The sequence below is a fragment of the Pseudomonas sp. GD04091 genome (genome assembly GCF_029836165.1).
Taxonomy (GTDB): domain Bacteria; phylum Pseudomonadota; class Gammaproteobacteria; order Pseudomonadales; family Pseudomonadaceae; genus Aquipseudomonas.
In genome coordinates, this window is the sequence record NZ_JAOEBG010000004.1 from 309,391 (window position 1) to 329,879 (window position 20,489).

The window sequence follows — 20,489 nt, forward strand, 5'->3', positions numbered from 1 at the left end:
CGGCCGAGGTAAGTCCATGGAGTTGATCGTCGCCCGCCCCGAGGGCTTGTATTGCCCGTCCGGGGATTTCTACATCGACCCCTGGCGCCCGGTGGACAGGGCGGTCATTACCCATGCCCATGGCGATCATGCCCGCCGGGGCAATCGTCATTACCTGGCGGCGGCGCCTGGCGAGGGCATCCTGCGCTCGCGCCTTGGCCAGGACATTGCCCTGCAGACCCTGCCCTACGGCGCACGGCTCGATCACCACGGGGTAACCCTGAGTTTCCACCCGGCGGGCCATGTGCTGGGCTCGGCGCAGGTGCGCCTGGAACACCGTGGCCAGGTATGGGTCGCCTCCGGCGACTACAAGGTCGAACCCGATGGCACTTGCGAGCCCTTCGAGCCGGTGCGCTGCCATACCTTCATCAGCGAGTCGACCTTCGGCCTGCCGATCTACCGCTGGCAGCCCCAGGCACAGGTCTTCGCCGATATCGATGCCTGGTGGCGCGCCAATGCCGCGACCGGGCGCGCCAGCGTGCTGTTCGCCTATGCCTTCGGCAAGGCCCAGCGGATTCTGCATGGCATCGACGCCAGCATCGGCCCGATTCTCGTGCACGGCGCGGTCGAGCCATTGAACCGGGTCTATCGGGCCGCCGGGGTGCGCCTGCCCGAGACGTACATGGCCACCGCGACCGCCAAGGGCGATCCGCTGCTGCGCCAGGCGCTGATCCTGGCGCCGCCGTCGGCGGGCGGCAGCACCTGGATGCGCCGCTTCGGCGATTACAGCGACGCCTTCGCCAGCGGCTGGATGCTCCTGCGCGGGGCGCGCCGCCGGCACGGTGTCGACCGCGGCTTCGTGCTCTCGGATCATGCCGACTGGCCAGGGCTGCTCTGGGCCATCGAACAGAGCGGCGCCGAGCGGGTGATGGTCACCCATGGCCAGGTCAATGTGCTGGTCCGCTACCTCGCTGAAAAGGGCCTGGATGCCCGTGCGTTCCAGACCGAGTACGGCGACGAGGACGACAGCCTGGAGCCCCCTGCCCCATGAAAGCCTTCGCCGAACTCTACGCCAGGCTCGACGCCACGACCTCGAACAATGCCAAGCTCGCGGCGCTGCAGGATTACTTCGCCGCAGCCCCGCCGAGTGATGCCGCCTGGGCCGTGTACTTCCTGGCGGGTGGCCGGCCTCGCCAGCTGGTCCCTACCCGTGTGCTGCGCGAGCTGGCGACGCGGCTCTCGGGGCTGCCCGACTGGTTGTTCGAGGAAAGCTACCAGGCCGTTGGCGACCTGGCCGAAACCGTTTCGCTGCTGCTGCCGCCGTCCACCCAGGTTTCCACCGAGGGCCTGGACGAATGGATGGCACAGCTGCTGGAACTTCGCGCACTGGCGCCGGAGGCGCTGGCCGAACGGCTGCAGGCCCTATGGGGTCAGCTCGATCGGCAAAGCCTGATGGTCAGCCTCAAACTGCTCACCGGCGCTTTTCGCGTCGGCGTCTCGAAGCTGCTGGTGACGCGTGCGCTGGCCGCGTTGGCCGGGGTGGACGCCAAGCGCGTGGCGCAGCGCATGGTGGGTTACACCGACCTCTCGCATCGCCCTACCGCGCAGCGCTACCTGGCCCTGATCGCACCCGAGTCCAGCGAAGAACATGCCCAGCGTGGCGGCCAGCCCTACCCATTCTTTCTCGCGCACCCGTTGCAGGAGCCGGTCGATCGATTCGAAACGCTGCTCGGCCCGGTGCGGCAGTGGCTGGTGGAATGGAAATGGGATGGCATTCGCGCACAGCTGGTAAAGCGCGATGGTCACTGCTGGCTCTGGTCTCGCGGCGAAGAGCTGATCAGCGAACGTTTTCCCGAGCTCGTGCTGCTGGGCGGCGCGCTGCCCGATGGCACGGTGCTCGATGGCGAGCTGGTGATCCGTAAACCGCCCCAGAGCGACGATGGGTTCGACATTCAGCCCTTTGCCCTGCTGCAGCAACGCATCGGTCGCAAGACCGTGAGCCGGAAGCTGCTCGACGAGCTGCCGGCGGCACTGCTGGCCTACGATCTGCTGGAGTGGCAGGGCGAGGACTGGCGCAACCACGACCAGGATACGCGCCGGGCACGGCTCGAGCAGCTGGTGGCGGCGGTGGCCAGCCCGCACCTGCGCCTGTCGCCCCGGCTGACCGGCGACGACTGGCAGGCACTTGCGCGTCAGCGCGCGGCATCCCGGCAACTGGGTGTCGAGGGCATGATGCTCAAGCGCCGCGACTCGCTGTATGGCGTCGGCCGCACGCGGGACCTGGGCTTGTGGTGGAAATGGAAGGTCGACCCCTTCAGCGTCGATGCCGTGCTGATCTATGCCCAGCGTGGCCATGGCCGCCGCGCCAGCCTGTACAGCGACTATACCTTCGCCGTCTGGGACGACAGCGCCCCTGGCGAGCGTGTCCTGGTCCCCTTCGCCAAGGCCTATTCCGGCCTTACCGACGAGGAAATGCTCAAGGTCGACGCCATCATCCGCAAGACCACGGTGGAAAAGTTCGGCCCGGTGCGCAGTGTCACCCCGACGCTGGTGTTCGAACTGGGTTTCGAGGGGATTGCCCTGTCCAGGCGCCACAAGAGCGGTATCGCCGTGCGCTTCCCGCGCATGCTGCGCTGGCGTACCGACAAGACGGTGGAGCAGGCCGATACCCTGGCCACTTTGCAGGGGCTGCTCTGATGGCCGCATCGCAGCGTTCGGCGCGACCCTCGTCATTGTGGTTCACCGAGCGTGGCTGGAAACCCTTTGCCTTCCAGAAGCAGGTCTGGCAAGCCGTCGCGCGGGGCGAGTCGGGCCTGCTGCACGCGGCCACCGGCACGGGCAAGACCTATGCGGTATGGTTCGCCGCGCTGGATCGCTTCGCCGGCGCGGCGACCGGGGCTGCGAAACGCCGAGGCAAGCCGAGCATGGCCGCGCTGACGCTGTTGTGGATCACCCCGATGCGGGCCCTGGCTGCGGATACGGCAAGGGCGCTGCAAGGCCCGCTCGATGCCCTGGGCATCGAGTGGAGCGTGGGCCTGCGCACCGGTGATACCGGCAGCGCCGAACGCGCCCGGCAAAGTCGGCGACTGCCCACTGCTTTGATCACCACGCCGGAAAGCCTGACCTTGCTGCTGACCCAGGCCAATGCCCGGGAGACCTTCGCCAGCCTGCGCATGCTGGTGGTGGATGAATGGCACGAACTGCTTGGCAATAAACGCGGCGTGCAGCTGCAGCTCGCCCTCGCGCGCCTGCGGCGCTGGCAGCCAGAGCTGCTGGTCTGGGGCCTCTGCGCGACCCTTGGCAATCTGCCATATGCGCGTGACGTGCTGATGCCCGCGGGCCGGTTGATACAGGGACGCGCCGCCAAGGATCTGCGGGTCGACACCTTGCTGCCCAGCGCCATCGAGCGCTTTCCCTGGGCCGGGCATCTGGGCCTGCGCATGCTGCCCCAGGTGATCGCCGAGCTGGAAACCAGCCCGACCACGCTGGTGTTCACCAACACCCGATCGCAAGCGGAAAGCTGGTACCAGGCGCTGCTCCAGGCGCGCCCGGACTGGGCCGGGGCACTGGCCCTGCACCACGGCTCGCTGGCGCGGGAAGTGCGCGACTGGGTGGAGCTGGCACTCAAGCGCGGCCAGCTCAAGGCCGTGGTCTGCACCTCCAGCCTGGACCTGGGCGTGGATTTCCTGCCGGTGGAGCGCGTGCTTCAGATCGGTTCGGCCAAGGGTGTGGCACGGCTGATTCAGCGTGCGGGGCGTTCCGGGCATGCCCCGGGTCGCTCGTCGCGGGCGACCCTGGTGCCCACCCACAGCCTGGAACTGCTGGAAGCCGCCGCGGCGGTGACGGCGGTGGCCGAGGGCAAGGTCGAGGCGCGCCTGGCACCCGAGCAGCCCCTCGACGTTCTGGTGCAGCACCTGGTGAGCATGGCGCTTGGTGGCGGCTTCCACGCCGACGACATGCGCGCCGAAGTCCGCCGCGCCTGGTCGTATCGCGCATTGACCGACGCGCAATGGCAGTGGGCACTGGCCTTCATCCGCCAGGGTGGCCACTCGCTCACGGCCTACCCTGACTTCCGTCGTGCCGAGCCGGATGCCAGCGGCCTGTGGCATGTCCCCGACGCACGCCTGGCACGCCGTCACCGCATGAGCATCGGCACCATCGTCGGCGATGCCAGCCTGACCGTTAAGTTCTGGGGGCGAGGTGGCACAGGCTCGCTCGGCACGGTCGAGGAAGGTTTCATTGCCCGTTTGCGACCGGGGGATTGTTTCCTGTTCGCCGGCCGCACCCTGGAACTGGTGGAGGTCCGGGACATGACGGTGCTTGTGCGCCGTGCCAGCGGACGCAAGGCTGCCATTCCCCGTTGGAACGGCGGGCGCATGCCGCTCTCCGGCGAATTGGCCGAGGCGATGCTGGACAAGCTGGACGCGGCCACGCAGGGGCACTATCAGCGTGCGCAAATGCACCTGTTGCGCCCACTGCTCGAGGTACAGAAGGCCTGGTCGGCGCTGCCGGGCAGGACCACGCTGCTGGCCGAGACGCTGAAGTCGCGGGAGGGCTGGCACCTGTTCCTCTACCCCTTCGCCGGCCGTGCGGTCCACCTGGGGCTCGCCAGCCTGCTGGCCTGGCGGCTGGCACGGCAGACGCCGCTGAGCTTTTCCATCGCGGTCAACGACTATGGCCTTGAGCTGCTGTGGCCAGCCCTGTCGACTTCGCCCATGTGCTGACGCCTGGGTTGTTCGACAGCGACGATCTGCTGCCTGAGGTGCTTGCCAGCCTGAATGCCGGTGAACTGGCCCGGCGACGCTTTCGCGAGATCGCCAGGATTGCCGGGCTGGTGTTCACCGGCTACCCCGGCGCGCCGAAGAGCACCCGTCAGTTGCAAGCCTCCAGTGGCCTGTACTTCGACGTCTTCAGGCAGCATGACCCGGACAACTTGCTGCTGGCGCAGGCCCGGCAAGAGGTGCTGAGCCAGGAGCTCGATGTGCGGCGCCTGCGCCAGACACTGCAGCGCCTGCAGTCGCTGCACCTGGAGGTATGCGCGATTGCGCGCCCCACCCCATTCGCCTTCCCCTTGCTGGTGGAGCGCTTCCGGGAAAGCCTCAGCTCGGAAAAGCTCGCGGACCGGATCCGGCGCATGGTCGCCGAGCTCGAGCAGGCCGCAGGGCCAGGAGGCGGCGAAAGCCCGCCGGTGGATCCACGGATGCTGCGCATCGATGGCCCCGAGCCCGCGCGCTCACGCCGGCCGGGACGCGCCAAGGATGGCCGTCCGCGTCCGGCCAGGCAGCGGTCCTGAGCGCAAGCGCCATGACCGACATCCTGCCCTCGCATCAGATCGTGCACGTGGCCGGCACCGAGCTCTGGTTGCTGGCGGCAAAGGCGGTATGGTGGCCCGCACGCCAGACATTGCTGGTCGCCGATATCCACCTGGGCAAGGCCGCCAGCTACCGGGCGCTGGGCCAACCGGTTCCCAGCGGCACGACCGCCAGCAACCTGCAACGTCTGGACGCGCTGCTGCAGGTGTTCACCTGTCAGCGGCTCATCTTCCTGGGCGATTTCCTGCACAGCGCCAAAGGCAGGACGCAGCGGACCCTCGCCACCCTCGCCGAGTGGCGCAGCCGCCATCCAGGGCTTGCGATCACGCTGGTGCGAGGCAACCACGACAGGCATGCCGGCGATCCACCCGCCGCGCTGGGCATCGAGGTGGTCAGCGAGCCACTGCTGCTCGGCCCCTTCGCCTTGCAGCACGAGCCCAACCCTCACGCCCGATGTCATGTGCTGGCAGGCCATGTCCACCCAGCGTTTCTCCTGCGTGGTCGTGGTCGCCAGCAGGTGCGACTGCCCTGTTTCGCGGTCGGCGAACAGCTGACCCTGTTGCCCTCGTTCGGCGCGTTCACCGGCGCCTTCACGCTCCAGCCAGCGATCGGGCAGCGCGTGTTCGTAACCGCGGACGCAGGCATATGGGAAGTTCCCGCGACCACCCTGTAATCAACGCAGCTGTATCTTTCACGAATATTTTCAAATCGTTTTACATATGTTCTACATTCGCTCACATCTTGCGACACGCCATTAAAATTCTTTCACCAAAAACATCCATAACTCGCAAAACTGTTAATTGAAATAACAGTTCGAGCGCCAGACAATTAGCTCGCCGCCCGGCTCCTGCCAATGTGCCTTCAGGCCCTAGGCAAAGCGGGCGTGCCGGACTCGTCGCCTGCACCAATACGTTCGCACCTCTTTTAAAGTTGCGTGTAATGCCCTGCGAGTTTGAAAAGCCTTATCCGCCAAGTATTCACGAATACTTCGACATCCCGCCCATGCAATAAAACCGGGCTGAAACTTCCCGAGGAAACCTATGAACACCCCCATTACCGGTGTGCCCACCGTCCTTCATTCGACGCAGGAGCGAATTCTGCTGACCGGCGCCACGGGTTTTCTCGCAGGCGCAGTCGCCGCCCAGCTGATGGCCCAGGGGCACGCCGCGGCCCTGTGCTTCCTCGTCCGCGCCCAATCGCCCGCTCAAGGCTTGCAGCGCCTGCGCGACAACCTGCGCCAGCATGGTGTCAGCGAAGCCGACGCCCTGGCGCTGAGCGAAACGCAGATCATCTGCGGCGACTTCCTCGATACCGGCTGGCTGGCCCGTGAAACTCCACGGCTCTGGCAGATGGACCGGGTGATCAACTGCGCCGCGGTGGCATCGTTCTCGAATAATCCGTCGATCTGGCCGGTCAACGTCGAAGGCACGTTCGCCTTTGCCGAAGTGCTGAGCCGCTCCCCCCGGCTGAAACGCTTCCTGCACGTCGGCACCGCCATGTGCTGTGGTCCGCAGCGCCAGTCGCCAGTCAGCGAATCGTGGGAGTTTCCGGACGCCGAGCAGCAGCTGGTGGACTACACCGCCTCCAAGGCGGAAATCGAGCGGCGCATGCGCGAAGCGCTGCCAGGCCTGCCTCTGGTGGTGGCGCGCCCGTCGATCGTGGTGGGCCATCGCAGCCTGGGTTGCCAGGCTTCCGGCAGCATCTTCTGGGTGTTCCGCATGGGCTTCGCCCTGGAAAGCTTCACCTGCGGCCTTGAAGAGCAGATCGACGTGATCCCGGTGGACTACTGCGCCGAAGCGCTGATCGGCCTGACGCTCAAGCCGCGGCTTGGGCACGACCTCTACCACATCTCCGCCGGGCACCAAGCCGCCTGCACCTTCGCCGAGATCGACGCAGCCTTCGCCCTGGCCAACGGGGCCGAGCCGGTGGGCGAGCGCTACCGCAAGGTCGACGTCGATGACCTGAAGACCCTCGCCAGCCACTTCGAAACCCGTATCGGCCCGGCCAATCCGCGCCTGGTGCTGCGGGCCCTGCGGCTGTACAGCGGGTTTGCCGACCTGAACTACCTGTTCGACAACAGCCGCCTGCTCGATGAAGGCATCGCCCGGCCGCCACGCTTCACCGATTACCTGGATGTGTGCGTCAGGTCGTCCAGCGGGGTGAGCATCGCGACGCAGATGCAATGGGACTTCAAATGACCTGTCGGCGGTGAAGCCTCAGTAGTCGCCCCGCTTGCGGAATGCCCAGCGCCCGGCGATGACGGTGAAGGTGACCACCAGCGCCACCAGCACCCAGAACCCGTGGGGGTCGTCCGCCAGCGGCACGCCGCCGACGTTCATGCCGAAGAAGCCGGCGATGATGTTGATCGGCAACGCCAGCACCGTCACCACGGTGAGGGTGAACAGCGTGCGGTTGTTCTCTTCGGTGAGCTTGGCGGCAATCTCTTCCTGCAGCAGCTTGATCCGTTCGACCAGGCTGGTGAGGTCGTTGATGATCACCGAGAACTCTTCGGTGGACGCGCGCAGCTGGCGGATGTCCTGCTCACGCAGCCACTCCGGCGGGCGATTGAGCAGGCGCAGCAGCGAACCTGGCTCGAGCGCCAGCAGCCGTTGCAGGCGCACCAGCACGCGGCGCTGACTGCTGAGCTCGGCGCGATTGTCGCTCAGGCGCAGCGACAGCAACTGGTCCTCGATGCGGTCGACCTTCAAGGTGGTCTCCCGCACCACCTGGGTCAGCAGGTCACTCTGGTCGCGCACCAGGTGCACCAGCAGTTCCACGGTCGAGCCGAAACGCTCACCGCGCTTGACCGAGGAACGCAGTTCGTCCACCGAATGCAAGGGCTGCAGGCGCGCGCTGACCAGCAGCCGGCTGCGGGCGCAGGCCCAGAGTGTGGAGACGTCGGAAGATACCAGGCCAAAGCTGAACACCACATCGTTGACCACCGCCAGCAACGCCGAGTCGGTGTGCTCGATGCGCGTGGAGCGCGAGCCTTCGCGCAGGGTCTCGAAAAAGGTTTCCGGCAGGTCCAGGTTGGCCTTCATCCAACGCTCGCAGGCCGCATGGGCGAGGTTCAGGTGCAGCCAGATGAATTCGTCGTCAGGCGGCGCCTGCAGCTGTGCCACGGCCTGGGCCGAGTCGATCTCGCGGCCCGGCTCGCCGGGGCGGAAGGCAAAGCCGTACAGCAGGCCATGCAGGTCGGCTTCGTGATGGGGATTGGCATTACCGGACAGCATCGAGATGAGCTCACGCATACGAAATCCGATGATAGTGTCGAGCGGATGACAGCTGGATGACAGCGCTCAAGGGCGTACATCGACCTCGATGACGTCCGCCATGCAGTAACGGTCCCGGCCCTGGCGCTTGGCTTCGTACAGCGCCCTGTCCGCCGCCGCCATCAGGTTGTCCGGCGTGATCGGCTCCAGCGTGGGCGTGCCCACGGCGATGCCCGCGCTGGTCGAGACGCGCCCCAGCGGGCTGCCGACGTGCTCCATGGCCTGGCGGCGCAACAGCTGGAGGATCTCCTGGACGATCACGCTGGCGCCCTGCGCGTCGGTATTGGGCAGCAACAAGGTGAACTCTTCGCCGCCATAGCGCACCGCCAGGTCACCGGGGCGCTTGAGCGCCTGGCGCAGCAGCGCACCGAAACGGCGCAGGCACTCGTCTCCCGCCGGGTGGCCGTAATGATCGTTGTAGGCCTTGAAGTGGTCGAGGTCGAGCATGACCAGGGCCAGCGGATAGCCCTGGCGCCGGGCCCGGCGAATCTCCGGCTCGAGCACGGCGTCCAGGCGCCGGCGGTTGCCCAGCCCGGTCAGGCTGTCGGTCAACGCCATGGCCTTGAGGGTCTGGTGCGCCTGGTGCAGCGCACGTTCGATGACGATGCGCTCGCGCAGCTGGCGCAGGACGATCCAGCCAAAACCCGCAAGACCGATCAACACCAGTACCAGCACCAGCACCGACTTGATCATGTCGTGGCGCCAGGGCGCGATGATCGATTCGGTCGACAGCCCCGCCTCCACCACCAGCGGGTAACTCGACAGCGCGCGAAAGGCGTACAGCCGCGGCGTGCCGTCGACCACCGCCACCGCCTCGGCCACACCCTCGCTGGCATAGGGCAGGTAGTTGCGGAAGATCTCGCTGTTGGCCAGGCTGCGGCCGATCACCTGCTCGACGAAGGGCCGACGCACGAGGATCGTGCCGTCGCGCTTGGCCAGCACCAGCGCGCCGCGCTGGTCGATCTTGAAGTCGCCGTAGTAGCGCACGAACCAGTCGACCTTGATGGTGCCCAGCAGCACCCCGGCGAAACTGCCGTCGGGATGATCCAGGCGCCGGGAGATGGGAATGATCAGGTCGCCGGTCGAACGGCTGCGCACCACGGTGCCGATACGCACCTCGCGATCGCGGTGGCTGCGGTGGTAGATGAAATAGGCACGGTCGGCGTTGTTGGCCGAGGGCGGCACGGCGTCCTTGTCGGTGACGATCCAGCCACCGTCGGGGCCATAGACGAACAGGCCATGCAACTGCGGCATGATCGCCATCTGCTGCTTGAGCAGGGCGTGCAGCCGGGGCCTGTCGATGACGCCGAAGCCGTCACCCTCGAGGCGCTCGGCCAGTGCCGAGGTGATGGCATCGACCTGGCGGATGGTGTCCTCGGCGTGCTGGGCGGTAGCCCGGGCCAGGTTGGTCACGGCGTCCTCGGCATTGATGAACACCTGGCGGTAGTCGCGCCAGATGCGCCAGCCCTCGATCAGCACGAAGGCCAGCATCACCACGGCCATGAAGCCCAGCACCAGGCGGAACAACGACGTGGCGCGGCCCTCGCCGGTCACCGCGAATACGCCGTCTTCGCTCTGCTTCCTGGTTGCACGCATCGAAATCCCTGCCGTCAATCATCTGCCGCCAATGAATATAGTTCAGCGGCGACAGTGTTCAGGCCCTGCCCGCCAACCGAGCCTCGCAAGACGTCAATTGTCGACGCATCTCTTCGCTGGCGCCCTGGGCCTGGGCCAGGATGGCGCGCAGCCCTTGTACCTGGGCATCGCGCTGTTCCAGTTGCTGGCACAGTTCGGTGCGCTGCGCGACAGCCTGGCGCTGCTCGGCCAGCAAGCGCTCGTTGTCGCGGTGCAGGCGGGTCGACGTCTCCTGGTGAGCCATGGCGCCCTGCTGCAGCGTCTGCAGCTGACCCTGCAGTTGCCGCACCTGGGTATCAATGCGGCGCTGCTCCTGCTCGCGCTGTTCGCGGTAATGGGCCAGCGCCTCACGGGCGGCGTGATGCTTTTCCTCGAGCGAGCGGATCTGCTCGTCCTTGTCGGCCAGGCGCAGCTGTAGCTCGCCAAGCGATTGCTTGAGGCTGACGCTGCGCAGTTGCTCGGCCTGCAGCATGGCCTGGGTGGTCGAGTGTGCCTGCGATTCGGACTGCAGCGCGTCGGCCTGCTCCCGGATCTGCTGGTGCGCCGCGGCCAGAGCACGCTGCGCCAATTGCAGTTGCGCCTGCAGCTGGTCGCGCTGCTGATTGAACGCCGCTTCGGCGGCGTCGACGCGAGCCTTGGCCTCCTCCAGCAACTGCGCCGCCAGCTGCTCCACCAGTCGCGCCAAGGGCTCGCTCACGCATGCGGTGCCTTCTAACGCCACCGGCTGGCGATCGCCCAGCTCTTTCAGGTAACGGTGGATGGTGGTCTTCGAGCCCGTGTTTCCCAGCTCGATACGTACCGCATCGATACTGGGATGCTCGCCGCGGGCAAGCAGCGCATCGCGTGCCTGCTGTACCACCACTTTGTTGATTCCGCCCCTGGCCATTGCTCACTCCGCTGTTTCGTACTGTGCTACGTAGCATGTAATACGTAGCGAATAGTGAACTTGCTCACATGCAAATTCAAGCGAGCGGCTGCTGCAGGTTCACTGGCCGGGTCGCTGAAGCCTAGGGCGACGGGACGCGTTGCCAGTGCATTCAGTGCGCGAATAACATCGCAGGCCCCGCATAGCGCAGCCCACTTGACTCTAGCTTCCTCATAGATGAGATCTATCACCTCATCCAGTCTATCGATTTGACTGCGTCAAATTGCCTCGGATAACGTGCGGCCCACTTCGAAGCCGCCCATCTCCATGGGTTGCGCCGCTGTATCCGCCTTGTTCCCGTCAAATCCTGACCCACGGCCCGCTTCCGGCGGCGCTGTCGTCCTTGCGTTCGAGTTGTTGAAATGTCTGTGAATACCCCCTCCCGGATCACTGAACTGGCCATGCAAGCCGGCACCAGGAAAGCGCACCTGGCTACTCGTGCCACCTTGATCCTGGGCTTTCTGGCCGGCGCGTTCATTTCGCTGGGCTTCCTGCTGGCAATCCATGTAAGCACGATGATCCCGGCGCCTTGGGCGTCATTCGGCAACTTGCTGGGCGCCGCGGTCTTCCCCATCGGCCTCATCCTGGTGATCCTGGCCGGTGGCGAGCTGCTCACCGGCAACATGATGAGCCTGCCACTGGCGCTGTTCGCCGGGCGTATCCGTCCCTGGGCCGTACTGCGCAACTGGACGCTGGTGACCGTGGCCAACCTGCTGGGCGCATTGTTCGTCGCCTACTGCTTCGGCCACCTGCTCGGGCTGACCGAAGGGCCGTACCTGAACAAGACCCTGGCCGGGGCCACCAGCAAGGTCAGCGCCGACTTCCTGCATGCATTCGTCTCCGGCATCGGTTGCAACTGGCTGGTGTGCCTGGCGGTGTGGTTGTCCTACGCCAGCCGCGAGGTGAGCGGCAAGATCCTCGGCATCTGGTTCCCGATCATGGCCTTCGTCGCCATCGGCTTCCAGCACGTGGTGGCCAACATGTTTCTGATTCCGGCGGCGATCTTCGCCGGCTACCTGAGCTGGGGCCAGTTGCTGGAAAACCTGGCGGCGGTGTTCCTGGGCAATGCCGTGGGTGGCGCGATCTTCGTCGGCCTGGCGTACTACGTATCGTACGGTGTTCCGCCAGAGGAACAGGGCGCGACGCAATAACCCACCAGCAAGATGAAGGGGCCGTCATGCGGCCCCTTCCCTTCAGTGATAGGCATCCCCGGCCTGGACCTTGCCACGGAACACGTGGTAGCTCCAGAAGGTGTACGCCAGGATGATCGGGATGATGAACAGCGCCCCGATCAAGGCGAACAACTGGCTGCTAAGCGGTGCCGCCGCCTGCCACAGGGTGATCCCCGGGGGCACGATGTTCGGCCAGATACTGATCGCCAACCCCAGGTAGCCGAGGAACACCAGCCCCACCACGGCAATGAACGGCAGGTGCGAATGGCGCTTGCGCAGGGTTTTCTGGATCACCACCACGGCCACCACCGCGAACACGGCAATCAGCAGCGAGCGCAACCCGTGACTGGCGCCGAACCAGCGCTGGGCGATGTCGTCATGCAGCCACGCGGTCCAGGCGCAGATCACCACGATCACCAGTGCCAACAGGTAGGTCAGCGGCCGGCTGTAGTGGCGCATGCGCGATTCGAGCATGCCGTCGGTCTTGATCAGCAGCCAGGTGCTGCCCAGCAGTGCGTAGGTCAGCAGCAGACCGACGCCGCAGAACAGCGGGAATGGCGACAACCAGTCCCAGCCGGAACCGGCGAACTGGCGATCCACCACCGGGATACCGTTGATGTAGGTGCCGATGGCCACGCCCTGGAAGAAGGCGGCGAGCACCGAACCGCCGATGAACGCCTTGTCCCACAGGTGACGCTTGCGTGGATGGGCCTTGAAGCGGAACTCGAAGGCCACGCCACGGAAGATCAGCCCGGCCAGCACCAGCACCAGCGGCAGGTACAGCGCCTCGAGGATCACCGAGTACGCCAGCGGGAAGGCGCCATACAGCGCCGCCGCGCCGAGCACCGCCCAGGTCTCGTTGCCGTCCCACACTGGCGCCACGGTGTTCATCATCACATCACGGTCGCTGGAGTCGCCGATCAGCGGGAAGAGAATCCCCAAGCCCAGGTCGAAGCCATCCATGATCACGTACATCATCAGGCCGAAGGCGATGATCACGCCCCAGATGACCGAAAGGTCGATACCTTGAATCGTCATTGTTCAGCTCCTTCTCAGTCGGCGACGGACAGCGGGCGACGCGCGGTGGCCAGCGATTCCGGTTGGTCGGGGCTCGGCAGTTCCTCGTGCGCGACCGGCCCCTTGCGCACCAGGCGCATCATGTAGCCGATTCCCACGGTGAATACCGAGAAGTAGATGAGCACGAACAGCGCCAGGGTCAGGCTCATTTGCGCGGCGCTGTGGTTGGAGGCGGCGTCGGTGGTGCGCAGCATGCCGTAGACCACCCAGGGCTGACGGCCCACTTCCGTGGTGAACCAGCCGGCCAGCAGCGCGATCAGCCCCGAAGGCCCCATCAGCAACGTGAACCAGAGGAAAGCGCGGTTGCGGTACAGCGCGCCGTTGCGGCGCAGCACCAGTGCCAGCAAGGCGCAGGCCAGCATCAGCATGCCCAGGCCGGCCATGACCCGGAAACTCCAGAAAATGATCGTCGAGTTGGGACGGTCTTGCTTGGCGAAGCTCTTGAGCGCCGGGATCTGCTTGTCCAGGCTGTGGGTCAGGATCAGGCTGCCCAGGTATGGCACTTCGAGGCTGTAGCGGGTCGTCTCGCCGGCCATGTCCGGCAGGCCGAACAGTACCAGCGGCGATGGCTCGCCCGGGGTGTTCTCCCAGTGGCCCTCGATGGCGGCGATCTTCGCCGGCTGGTGCTCCAGGGTGTTCAAGCCGTGGGCGTCACCGACCACCACCTGCACCGGCGTGGCGACCAGGATCATCCACATGCCCATCGACAGCATCTTGCGGATCTGCGGAGTGTTGCGCCCGCGCAGCAGATGCCAGGCCGCGGACGCGGCGACGAAGAACGCCGTGGAGAGGAACGCGGCCAGCGCCATGTGTGCCAGGCGGTACGGGAACGACGGGTTGAAGACGATCTTGAACCAGTCCAGCGGCACCACTCGGCCATCGACGATCTCGATGCCCTGCGGCGTCTGCATCCAGCTGTTGGACGAGAGAATCCAGAACATCGAGATCAGCGTGCCGATCGCCACCATGATCGTGGCGAAGAAGTGCAGACGGCGCCCTACCCGGCCCCAGCCGAACAGCATGACGCCGAGAAAGCCCGCTTCGAGGAAGAACGCGGTCAGCACCTCGTAGGTGAGCAGCGGTCCGGTCACGCTGCCAGCGAAGTCGGAGAAACGCGCCCAGTTGGTACCGAACTCGTAGGCCATCACCAGGCCCGAGACCACGCCCATGCCGAAATTGACGGCGAAGATCTTCGACCAGAACTTGTACAGGTCCTTGTAGACCGGGTTGTCGGTTTTCAGCCAGCAGCCTTCGAGCACGGCCAGGAAGCTGGCCAGGCCGATGGTGATGGCCGGGAAAATGATGTGGAACGAGACCGTGAAGGCGAATTGAAGCCGCGCCAGGTCCAGGGCACCCAGATTCGACATGACAATATCCTTGTTGACCGGCAGCCAGCGGGCGGCAGCCACCAGGGCGCCGCACGCCCGCAGGCCCGCAGTCGATGAATGAAGAAGAGGGATCAGCCGGCGACGGCGTGGATCAATGCGTCCGGCTGCGACTTCTCGAGCTTGATCGCGACGAACTTGGAGGTCGGCGTGTAGGTCCGGTCGCCGTAGCTTTCCAGCGGTACCAGCGGGTTGGTTTCCGGGTAGTACGCCGCAGCCTGTCCTTCAGGAATGTCGTACGCCACCAGGGTGAAACCATCGACCCGGCGTTCGCGCCCGTCCGCCCACAGCGACACCATGTCCACCTTGTCGCCGGGCGCGAAGCCCAGGCGGCGGATGTCCGCCTCGTTGGCGAAGACCACGTCGCGCAGGCCGAACACGCCGCGGTAGCGATCGTCCAGGCCGTACAGGGTGGTGTTGTACTGGTCGTGGGAGCGCAGCGTCTGCAGGATCAGGTCAGGCTTGTCGCCACGGGCCAGCACCGCTTCGTTGACCAGTTGCGCCGGCAGCTCGGTCGCGCTGAACTGGGCTTTGCCGCTGGCCGTGTTCCACTCGCGCTCGGCGGCGGCGTTGCCCAGGTGGAAGCCCCCCGGATGCTGCAGGCGCGCGTTGAAGTCGGTGAAGCCGGGGATGGTGTCGGCGATCAGGTCACGGATCCGGGCATAGTCGCCCACCACCCACTCCCAGTCGATCGGCCGGTCACCCAGGGTCGCCTTGGCCATGCCGGCGACGATGGCCGGCTCCGAGCGCAGCAGTGGCGAGCGTGGCTTCAGCTGGCCGTGGGAGATGTGCACCATGCTGAAGGTGTCTTCCACGGTGACGCCCTGCGGCCCTTCGGCCTGGAGGTCGATTTCGGTGCGGCCCAGGCACGGCAGGATCAGGGCGTCGCGGCCGGTGACCAGGTGCGAGCGGTTGAGCTTGGTGGCGATATGCACGGTGAGGTCGCAATTGCGCAGCGCGGCGTGGGTCCGTGGGGTGTCCGGAGTGGCCTGGGCGAAGTTGCCGCCCAGGGCGATGAACACCTTGGTGCGTCGTTGCTCCATGGCCTGGATCGCCAGCACCGCGTTGTGGCCGTGGCCACGGGGTACTTCGATGCCGAAGCGCCGCTGGAGGTTGTCCAGCAACCAGGTCGGCGGTTTCTCGTCGATACCCATGGTGCGGTCGCCCTGCACGTTGCTGTGACCGCGTACCGGCGACAGGCCCGCGCCCGGCTTGCCGACGTTGCCGCGCAGCAGCTGCAGGTTGACGATCTCCTGCACGGTCGGCACCGAGTGGCGGTGCTGGGTGACGCCCATGGCCCAGCACATGATCACCCGCTCGGCCTTGCGGTACATGCGCGCGGCCAGTTCGATCTCGGCCAGGCTCAGGCCGGATTGCTCGACGATGTGTTCCCACGACGTGGCGTCGACCTGGGCCAGGTACTCCTCCATGCCATGGGTGTGAGCCTTGATGAAGGCGTGGTCGAACACCGCCGGCATACCGTTGGCCTGGGCTTCGCGCTCCCACTGCAGGAGGAACTTGGCCATGCCGCGCAGCACCGCCATGTCGCCGCCCAGTGCCGGGCGGAAGTAGGCCGTGTTGGTGGGCTCAGAGCCGTTGCTGAGCATCTCGAACGGGTGCTGTGGATGCTGGAAGCGTTCCAGGCCGCGCTCTTTGAGCGGGTTGAAGCACACCACCTGGGCGCCCCGCTCCACCGCCTCGCGCAGCGGTTCGAGCATGCGCGGATGGTTGGTGCCGGGGTTCTGGCCGATGACGAAGATCGCGTCGGCTTGTTCCAGGTCATGGAACACCACGGTGCCCTTGCCGACGCCGAGGGTGTCGCCCATGCCCAGACCGCTGGCCTCGTGGCACATGTTCGAGCAGTCGGGGAAGTTGTTGGTGCCGAAGCTGCGCACGAACAGTTGATAGAGGTAGGCAGCCTCGTTGCTGGCCCGGCCCGAGGTATAGAAATCGGCCTGGTCGGGCGAATCGAGGTTGTTCAGGTGCCTGGCGATCAGGGCGAACGCTTCGTCCCAGCTGATCTCGACATAGTGGTCGGTGGACGCGTCATAGCGCATCGGATGGGTCAGGCGCCCCTGGTACTCGAGCCAGTAGTCGCTTTGTTCGAGCAAGGCGCTGACGCTGTAGCGGGCGAAGAAGTCAGGGTCCACCGAGCGACCGGTGGCCTCCCAGTTGACCGCCTTGGCGCCGTTCTCGCAGAACTTGACCATGCCGTTTTCCGGCGACTCGCCCCAGGCGCAGCCGGGGCAGTCGAAACCGCTGTTCTGGTTGGTCTTGAGCATCGCCCGGATGTTCTTGACCGCGTTCTCGCTGCCCAGCCAGGCTTTGGTCACGCTTTTGAGCGCACCCCAGCCAGCCGCCGGGCCATTGTAACTTTTAATATGTTCTTCTTCGTTCATCAGGGTCACCCTTGATCGCGACAGGCGGAATAACAAGTTCGAAGTTTCCAGGTGTCAAGACAACCCACTTCGACACTGTTGACCGCTGCAGGCTATTTTTGCCACGCACTATCGTCAAATCAAAAGTAATGACAGGTTGATTGGTCTGCTCTATCACTGCGTAGTGATAGAAAACACCGATCAACTGTTCACTGATAACAATTGGACGCCTTCTTTTCATGGCGCTAGGCTTGTGGCGCCCTGAACTTTCAGTGAGCCGATATTATGCCTGTCGTGGAATCGCCATGATCGTTCATCCCAAACCCAATCTGCTCAATGTGCTGATCACCCTCAAGGGGTCGATCGCCCGGCGTATCGTTCGTCGCACCTTGATGGTCAGTGCGCTGGCTTCGCTGATCGTGCTGGTCGAGACCCTGCATCCGGCCTTCTATTCGCGGGTCAGCGCGACGCCGTTCACCCTGCTCGGCCTGTCGCTGTCGATCTTCATGAGCTTTCGCAACAACGCCTGCTATGACCGCTGGTGGGAAGGCCGCAAGGCCTGGGGCCAGGTGGTCATCGAGATCCGCTCGTTCATCCGCGCCAGCTGCGTGATCACCGACCCGCACCAGCGCCGGCAACTGCTGCAGGGACTGTGCGGATACGCCCACGCGCTCAATGCGCGGCTGCGTGGCGAGGACGAGTACCAGGCCGCCGCGGCGTGGGTCAGCGACGCTGCCAGCTTGCCGCAGCACAACCTCAGCGACGGCATACTGCAGGCATTGGGCGCGCGTATCTCACGGCTGGCACAGCATCAGCAGATCAGCGAGTGGCGCTATGTGAACCTGGAGCAGCGGCTCACGGGCCTGTCGCAGGCCCAGGCGGCCTGCAAACGGATCAAGGCCACGCCGCTGCCCTTCCCCTACACCCTGCTGCTGCACCGCACCATCTACCTGTTCTGCGTGCTCCTGCCGTTTGCCATGGCCGAACCGCTGGGGTGGCTGGCACCGCTGTTCACCGCCATCGTCAGCTATACGTTCTTCGGGCTGGATGCCATCAGTGACGAGTTGGAGGATCCGTTCGGGCGGGATGAGAACGACCTGCCGCTGGATGCCATCGTGCGGGGTGTGGAGCGGGATGTGCTGGGGGCATTGGGGTGTACCGAGTTGCCGCCGGTGTTGCTGCCGGTCGAGCATGTTCTCAGCTGAGGTTCTGGTATGGTTTCAAGAGTGCTGGTTTTGAATTTTTTATGCGCATTCGTGGGCGATGGCGACACTTAGGCACCTTTTCGCCTTTACGGCGACCTACTTTTGCACGCGGGCAAAAGTAGGCAAAAACCGCCGGCTCCATTCATCCGGCCCCTGCGCTGCGCTCCGGGGTTCCCTCGCTCCGTTCTTGCTCCCGTGGGTACCGCGCTGAACGGCCCATCCTGGGCCGCAGCGTATGGCCGTCGCCCCACTACGCAAGAACTCCGCTCGGCCTCCTGAAGTCGCAATTGGTGTTGCCTGGACTTTCGCGCACTTAGAGGCAAGATCAAGATCAAGATCAAGATCAAGATCAAGATCAAGATCAAGATCAAGATCAAGATCAAGATCAAGATCAAGAAATTTGAATGTATTGTTTGGCAGGCTAGTTTATCTGCCCTATCGTCGGATAAACCGACAATAGGGCAGTTGGGGGACTTATGGCGAGATTGGATCGCTTGCGGGAAAAGTCTCCTTCAATGCTTGTCTACATTGTTCTCCTTTGCCTTTGTCGCTTCGCCACACTTGCAGTCGGTCATGCGACAGGGCTCATCGCTACGGTGACCTGTCGCGCAGGCTTCGCAGCAGTACGCCTTGCCATCCTGAACCACGGCATTGGCGTCCACCGTGCAGGAGCAGTGATTGCAGGCACAACGTTGCGCGTTCATCAGCCTCGCCTCCGGTCGTCTTCTGGCGACACCTCGTCACTCCACGGCTCTCCATCGAGCGGCGCCGAGCGGGCCAGTTCGGCCTCGTCCAAACCAAAGCCACCGCCAATCTCGCGAGCGTCCACCCGCCGCAAGGACTGGTCCGCCGGACCATCATCCATGCCAGGCTCTTGCGGGTCGCGGGCGCCCGTTTCATCGAACAAGGTATCGGGGCTCAGGTCATCGAGGGTGACATTGTCCTCGTGCAGGCTATCACTCAACGCCTCGCCCCCCGTCATGCCGCTTTCGGCAACGCGTCGGGGCGGATAGTCCTGCGCCACTTCCCGTGCCGGACGCTCGTCGCCGATGCGACCACGGCGCGCGTCGCGACGCTCGCTGAAATCCAGTTCGTGGACACTGCCCATGCGGTCTTCGGTGTCGTCGATATCGACCTGGGGTCTTGGCTCATCGGGTGTGGCCATGGCGGTTCTCCGTTTGTGGGCTTCATTCGGTCGACTGCGCCCACGCAGAAATGATTCAGAGTTTCTTCAGCGGTCGCCGGAGATGCCGGGCCCTATGCATTTTTTGAACTCCGCGCCCTGCCCCACCTCCCAACCTAGAGACCCGCGAACCGTTCCGGAGCCCAGCCATGGCCAAGCCCCTGCAGGAGTACCAGCGCAAGCGCGACTTCAATGCCACCCCCGAACCCGCCGGCAAGCGGAGCCGTTCGGCCAAGGATCACGCGCTGCAGTACTGCATCCAGAAGCATGACGCCAGCCACCTGCACTACGACTTTCGCCTGGAACTGGACGGCACCCTGAAAAGCTGGGCGATTCCCAAGGGGCCCTCGCTCGATCCCAAGGTCCGCCGGCTGGCCGTGCACGTGGAGGACCACCCACTGGACTACGCCGATTTCGAAGGCCATATCCCCGAAGGCCACTACGGCGCCGGCGACGTGATCGTCTGGGATCGAGGCATCTGGGAGCCCGAAGGCGACCCACGCGAAGCCTACGCCAAGGGCAAGCTGCGGTTTCGCCTGCAAGGCGAGAAGCTGGCAGGTGTCTGGAACCTGTTCCGCACCCACCTGGCCGGCAAGAAGGAGCAGTGGATGCTGGTCAAGTCCCGTGATAGCCAGGCGCGCAGCGAAACGGACTACCGCATCGTCGACGCGCAACCGGACAGTGTGCTGAGCGACCGCACTCTGCCGCCGCGCCGCGCGGCCAAGGCGACCGCCCCCGCGCGCAAGCACCAGGCCAGCCGCGCGGCCCTGCCGGATCGGCTTCAGCCGCAACTGGCCACCTTGGTCGATTCGCCCCCGGACGGCGACTGGCGCTACGAAGTCAAGTACAAATAGGTACCAGCCCAGCTGTTGCGTTTGAGAAGCCTTATTTTTCTATCTGAGCTGTTTACGGTGTTGCGATTGAAAAAATGCACCCGTTGCGTTTCGCGTCGAGATCTATCACCCA

At 65.1% G+C, this 20,489-nt stretch carries 13 protein-coding genes and 3 pseudogenes; 8 read left to right on the plus strand and 8 right to left on the minus strand.

Translation table 11 applies throughout. From position 1 onward, the window contains the following. Positions 1–16: 16 nt before the first annotated feature. From N7422_RS08005 to cprA, 5 genes and pseudogenes are all read left to right on the plus strand, one after another. Positions 17–1,030: a ligase-associated DNA damage response exonuclease gene (locus N7422_RS08005; protein ID WP_279806052.1), complete on the plus strand. Its 1,014-nt coding sequence runs from the start codon at positions 17–19 to the stop codon at positions 1,028–1,030. Continuing rightward, a complete protein-coding gene (locus tag N7422_RS08010; RefSeq protein ID WP_279806054.1) occupies positions 1,027–2,676 on the plus strand; it encodes an ATP-dependent DNA ligase in 1,650 nt (549 codons plus the stop codon). Before N7422_RS08005 ends, N7422_RS08010 begins: the two co-directional genes overlap by 4 nt. Beyond that, positions 2,676–5,272: pseudogene (locus N7422_RS08015) on the plus strand (ligase-associated DNA damage response DEXH box helicase). Before N7422_RS08010 ends, N7422_RS08015 begins: the two are co-directional and overlap by 1 nt. An 11-nt stretch (positions 5,273–5,283) precedes the next feature. Next, the gene (gene pdeM, locus N7422_RS08020) at positions 5,284–5,964 is read left to right on the plus strand and encodes a ligase-associated DNA damage response endonuclease PdeM (RefSeq protein WP_279806055.1); all 681 of its coding nucleotides are present in this window, start codon (positions 5,284–5,286) and stop codon (positions 5,962–5,964) included. 367 nt (positions 5,965–6,331) lie between these two features. Then, positions 6,332–7,489 carry a cationic peptide resistance protein CprA gene (cprA, locus tag N7422_RS08025; protein WP_279806056.1) on the plus strand — a complete coding sequence of 386 codons (1,158 nt, stop codon included), beginning with the start codon at positions 6,332–6,334 and terminating at the stop codon, positions 7,487–7,489. Between the two features lie 18 nt (positions 7,490–7,507). Here the strand turns inward: cprA and N7422_RS08030 are convergent, their stop codons facing one another. The 3 genes from N7422_RS08030 to N7422_RS08040 form a co-directional block, all read right to left on the minus strand. Then, a complete protein-coding gene (locus tag N7422_RS08030; protein ID WP_279806072.1) occupies positions 7,508–8,524 on the minus strand; it encodes a transporter in 1,017 nt (338 codons plus the stop codon). Between the two features lie 66 nt (positions 8,525–8,590). Continuing rightward, positions 8,591–10,159, minus strand: a complete 1,569-nt coding sequence (locus N7422_RS08035) for a sensor domain-containing diguanylate cyclase (RefSeq protein WP_279806057.1) — start codon at positions 10,157–10,159, stop codon at positions 8,591–8,593. 58 nt (positions 10,160–10,217) lie between these two features. Then, positions 10,218–11,084: a DNA-binding protein gene (locus N7422_RS08040; RefSeq protein ID WP_279806058.1), complete on the minus strand. Its 867-nt coding sequence runs from the start codon at positions 11,082–11,084 to the stop codon at positions 10,218–10,220. Positions 11,085–11,485: 401 nt separating this feature from the next. Between N7422_RS08040 and N7422_RS08045 the strand changes: the two genes are divergently transcribed. Beyond that, positions 11,486–12,274: a formate/nitrite transporter family protein gene (locus tag N7422_RS08045; RefSeq protein WP_279806060.1), complete on the plus strand. Its 789-nt coding sequence runs from the start codon at positions 11,486–11,488 to the stop codon at positions 12,272–12,274. 42 nt (positions 12,275–12,316) lie between these two features. On the opposite strand, the gene cydB is transcribed toward N7422_RS08045, so the two are convergent. From cydB to N7422_RS08060, 3 genes are all read right to left on the minus strand, one after another. Beyond that, positions 12,317–13,333, minus strand: a complete 1,017-nt coding sequence (gene cydB, locus N7422_RS08050; protein ID WP_279806062.1) for a cytochrome d ubiquinol oxidase subunit II — start codon at positions 13,331–13,333, stop codon at positions 12,317–12,319. A gap of 14 nt (positions 13,334–13,347) precedes the next feature. Continuing rightward, positions 13,348–14,739 carry a cytochrome ubiquinol oxidase subunit I gene (locus N7422_RS08055; RefSeq protein WP_279806063.1) on the minus strand — a complete coding sequence of 464 codons (1,392 nt, stop codon included), beginning with the start codon at positions 14,737–14,739 and terminating at the stop codon, positions 13,348–13,350. A gap of 92 nt (positions 14,740–14,831) precedes the next feature. Beyond that, positions 14,832–17,156, minus strand: coding sequence for an FdhF/YdeP family oxidoreductase (locus N7422_RS08060; protein WP_279806064.1), 2,325 nt, complete (start codon positions 17,154–17,156; stop codon positions 14,832–14,834). A 284-nt stretch (positions 17,157–17,440) separates the two neighbouring features. Between N7422_RS08060 and N7422_RS08065 the strand changes: the two genes are divergently transcribed. After that, complete coding sequence (locus tag N7422_RS08065; protein ID WP_279806065.1) at positions 17,441–18,340, plus strand: bestrophin family protein; 900 nt, start codon at positions 17,441–17,443, stop codon at positions 18,338–18,340. A gap of 474 nt (positions 18,341–18,814) precedes the next feature. Here N7422_RS08065 and N7422_RS08070 read toward each other — a convergent pair. Further along, positions 18,815–19,044 (minus strand): annotated as a pseudogene (locus N7422_RS08070) (metallothionein). Next, a complete protein-coding gene (locus tag N7422_RS08075) occupies positions 19,044–19,505 on the minus strand; it encodes a phosphotransferase system, HPr-related protein (RefSeq protein ID WP_279806066.1) in 462 nt (153 codons plus the stop codon). The pseudogene N7422_RS08070 and the gene N7422_RS08075 overlap by 1 nt, the downstream one beginning before the upstream one ends. A 167-nt stretch (positions 19,506–19,672) precedes the next feature. Here N7422_RS08075 and N7422_RS08080 point away from each other — a divergent pair. After that, positions 19,673–20,371: pseudogene (locus tag N7422_RS08080) on the plus strand (DNA polymerase ligase N-terminal domain-containing protein); the annotation flags it as partial. Positions 20,372–20,489: the final 118 nt, after the last annotated feature.

What these genes read in the sequence shown, in the direction of transcription:
- N7422_RS08005 (WP_279806052.1), top strand. Translation starts at nt 17, where the DNA reads ATGGAGTTGATCGTCGCCCGCCCCGAGGGCTTGTATTGCCCGTCCGGG.
- N7422_RS08010 (WP_279806054.1), top strand. Translation starts at nt 1,027, where the DNA reads ATGAAAGCCTTCGCCGAACTCTACGCCAGGCTCGACGCCACGACCTCG.
- pdeM (WP_279806055.1), top strand. Translation starts at nt 5,284, where the DNA reads ATGACCGACATCCTGCCCTCGCATCAGATCGTGCACGTGGCCGGCACC.
- cprA (WP_279806056.1), top strand. Translation starts at nt 6,332, where the DNA reads ATGAACACCCCCATTACCGGTGTGCCCACCGTCCTTCATTCGACGCAG.
- N7422_RS08030 (WP_279806072.1), bottom strand. Translation starts at nt 8,524, where the DNA reads ATGCTGTCCGGTAATGCCAATCCCCATCACGAAGCCGACCTGCATGGC.
- N7422_RS08035 (WP_279806057.1), bottom strand. Translation starts at nt 10,159, where the DNA reads ATGCGTGCAACCAGGAAGCAGAGCGAAGACGGCGTATTCGCGGTGACC.
- N7422_RS08040 (WP_279806058.1), bottom strand. Translation starts at nt 11,084, where the DNA reads ATGGCCAGGGGCGGAATCAACAAAGTGGTGGTACAGCAGGCACGCGAT.
- N7422_RS08045 (WP_279806060.1), top strand. Translation starts at nt 11,486, where the DNA reads ATGTCTGTGAATACCCCCTCCCGGATCACTGAACTGGCCATGCAAGCC.
- cydB (WP_279806062.1), bottom strand. Translation starts at nt 13,333, where the DNA reads ATGACGATTCAAGGTATCGACCTTTCGGTCATCTGGGGCGTGATCATC.
- N7422_RS08055 (WP_279806063.1), bottom strand. Translation starts at nt 14,739, where the DNA reads ATGTCGAATCTGGGTGCCCTGGACCTGGCGCGGCTTCAATTCGCCTTC.
- N7422_RS08060 (WP_279806064.1), bottom strand. Translation starts at nt 17,156, where the DNA reads ATGAACGAAGAAGAACATATTAAAAGTTACAATGGCCCGGCGGCTGGC.
- N7422_RS08065 (WP_279806065.1), top strand. Translation starts at nt 17,441, where the DNA reads ATGATCGTTCATCCCAAACCCAATCTGCTCAATGTGCTGATCACCCTC.
- N7422_RS08075 (WP_279806066.1), bottom strand. Translation starts at nt 19,505, where the DNA reads ATGGCCACACCCGATGAGCCAAGACCCCAGGTCGATATCGACGACACC.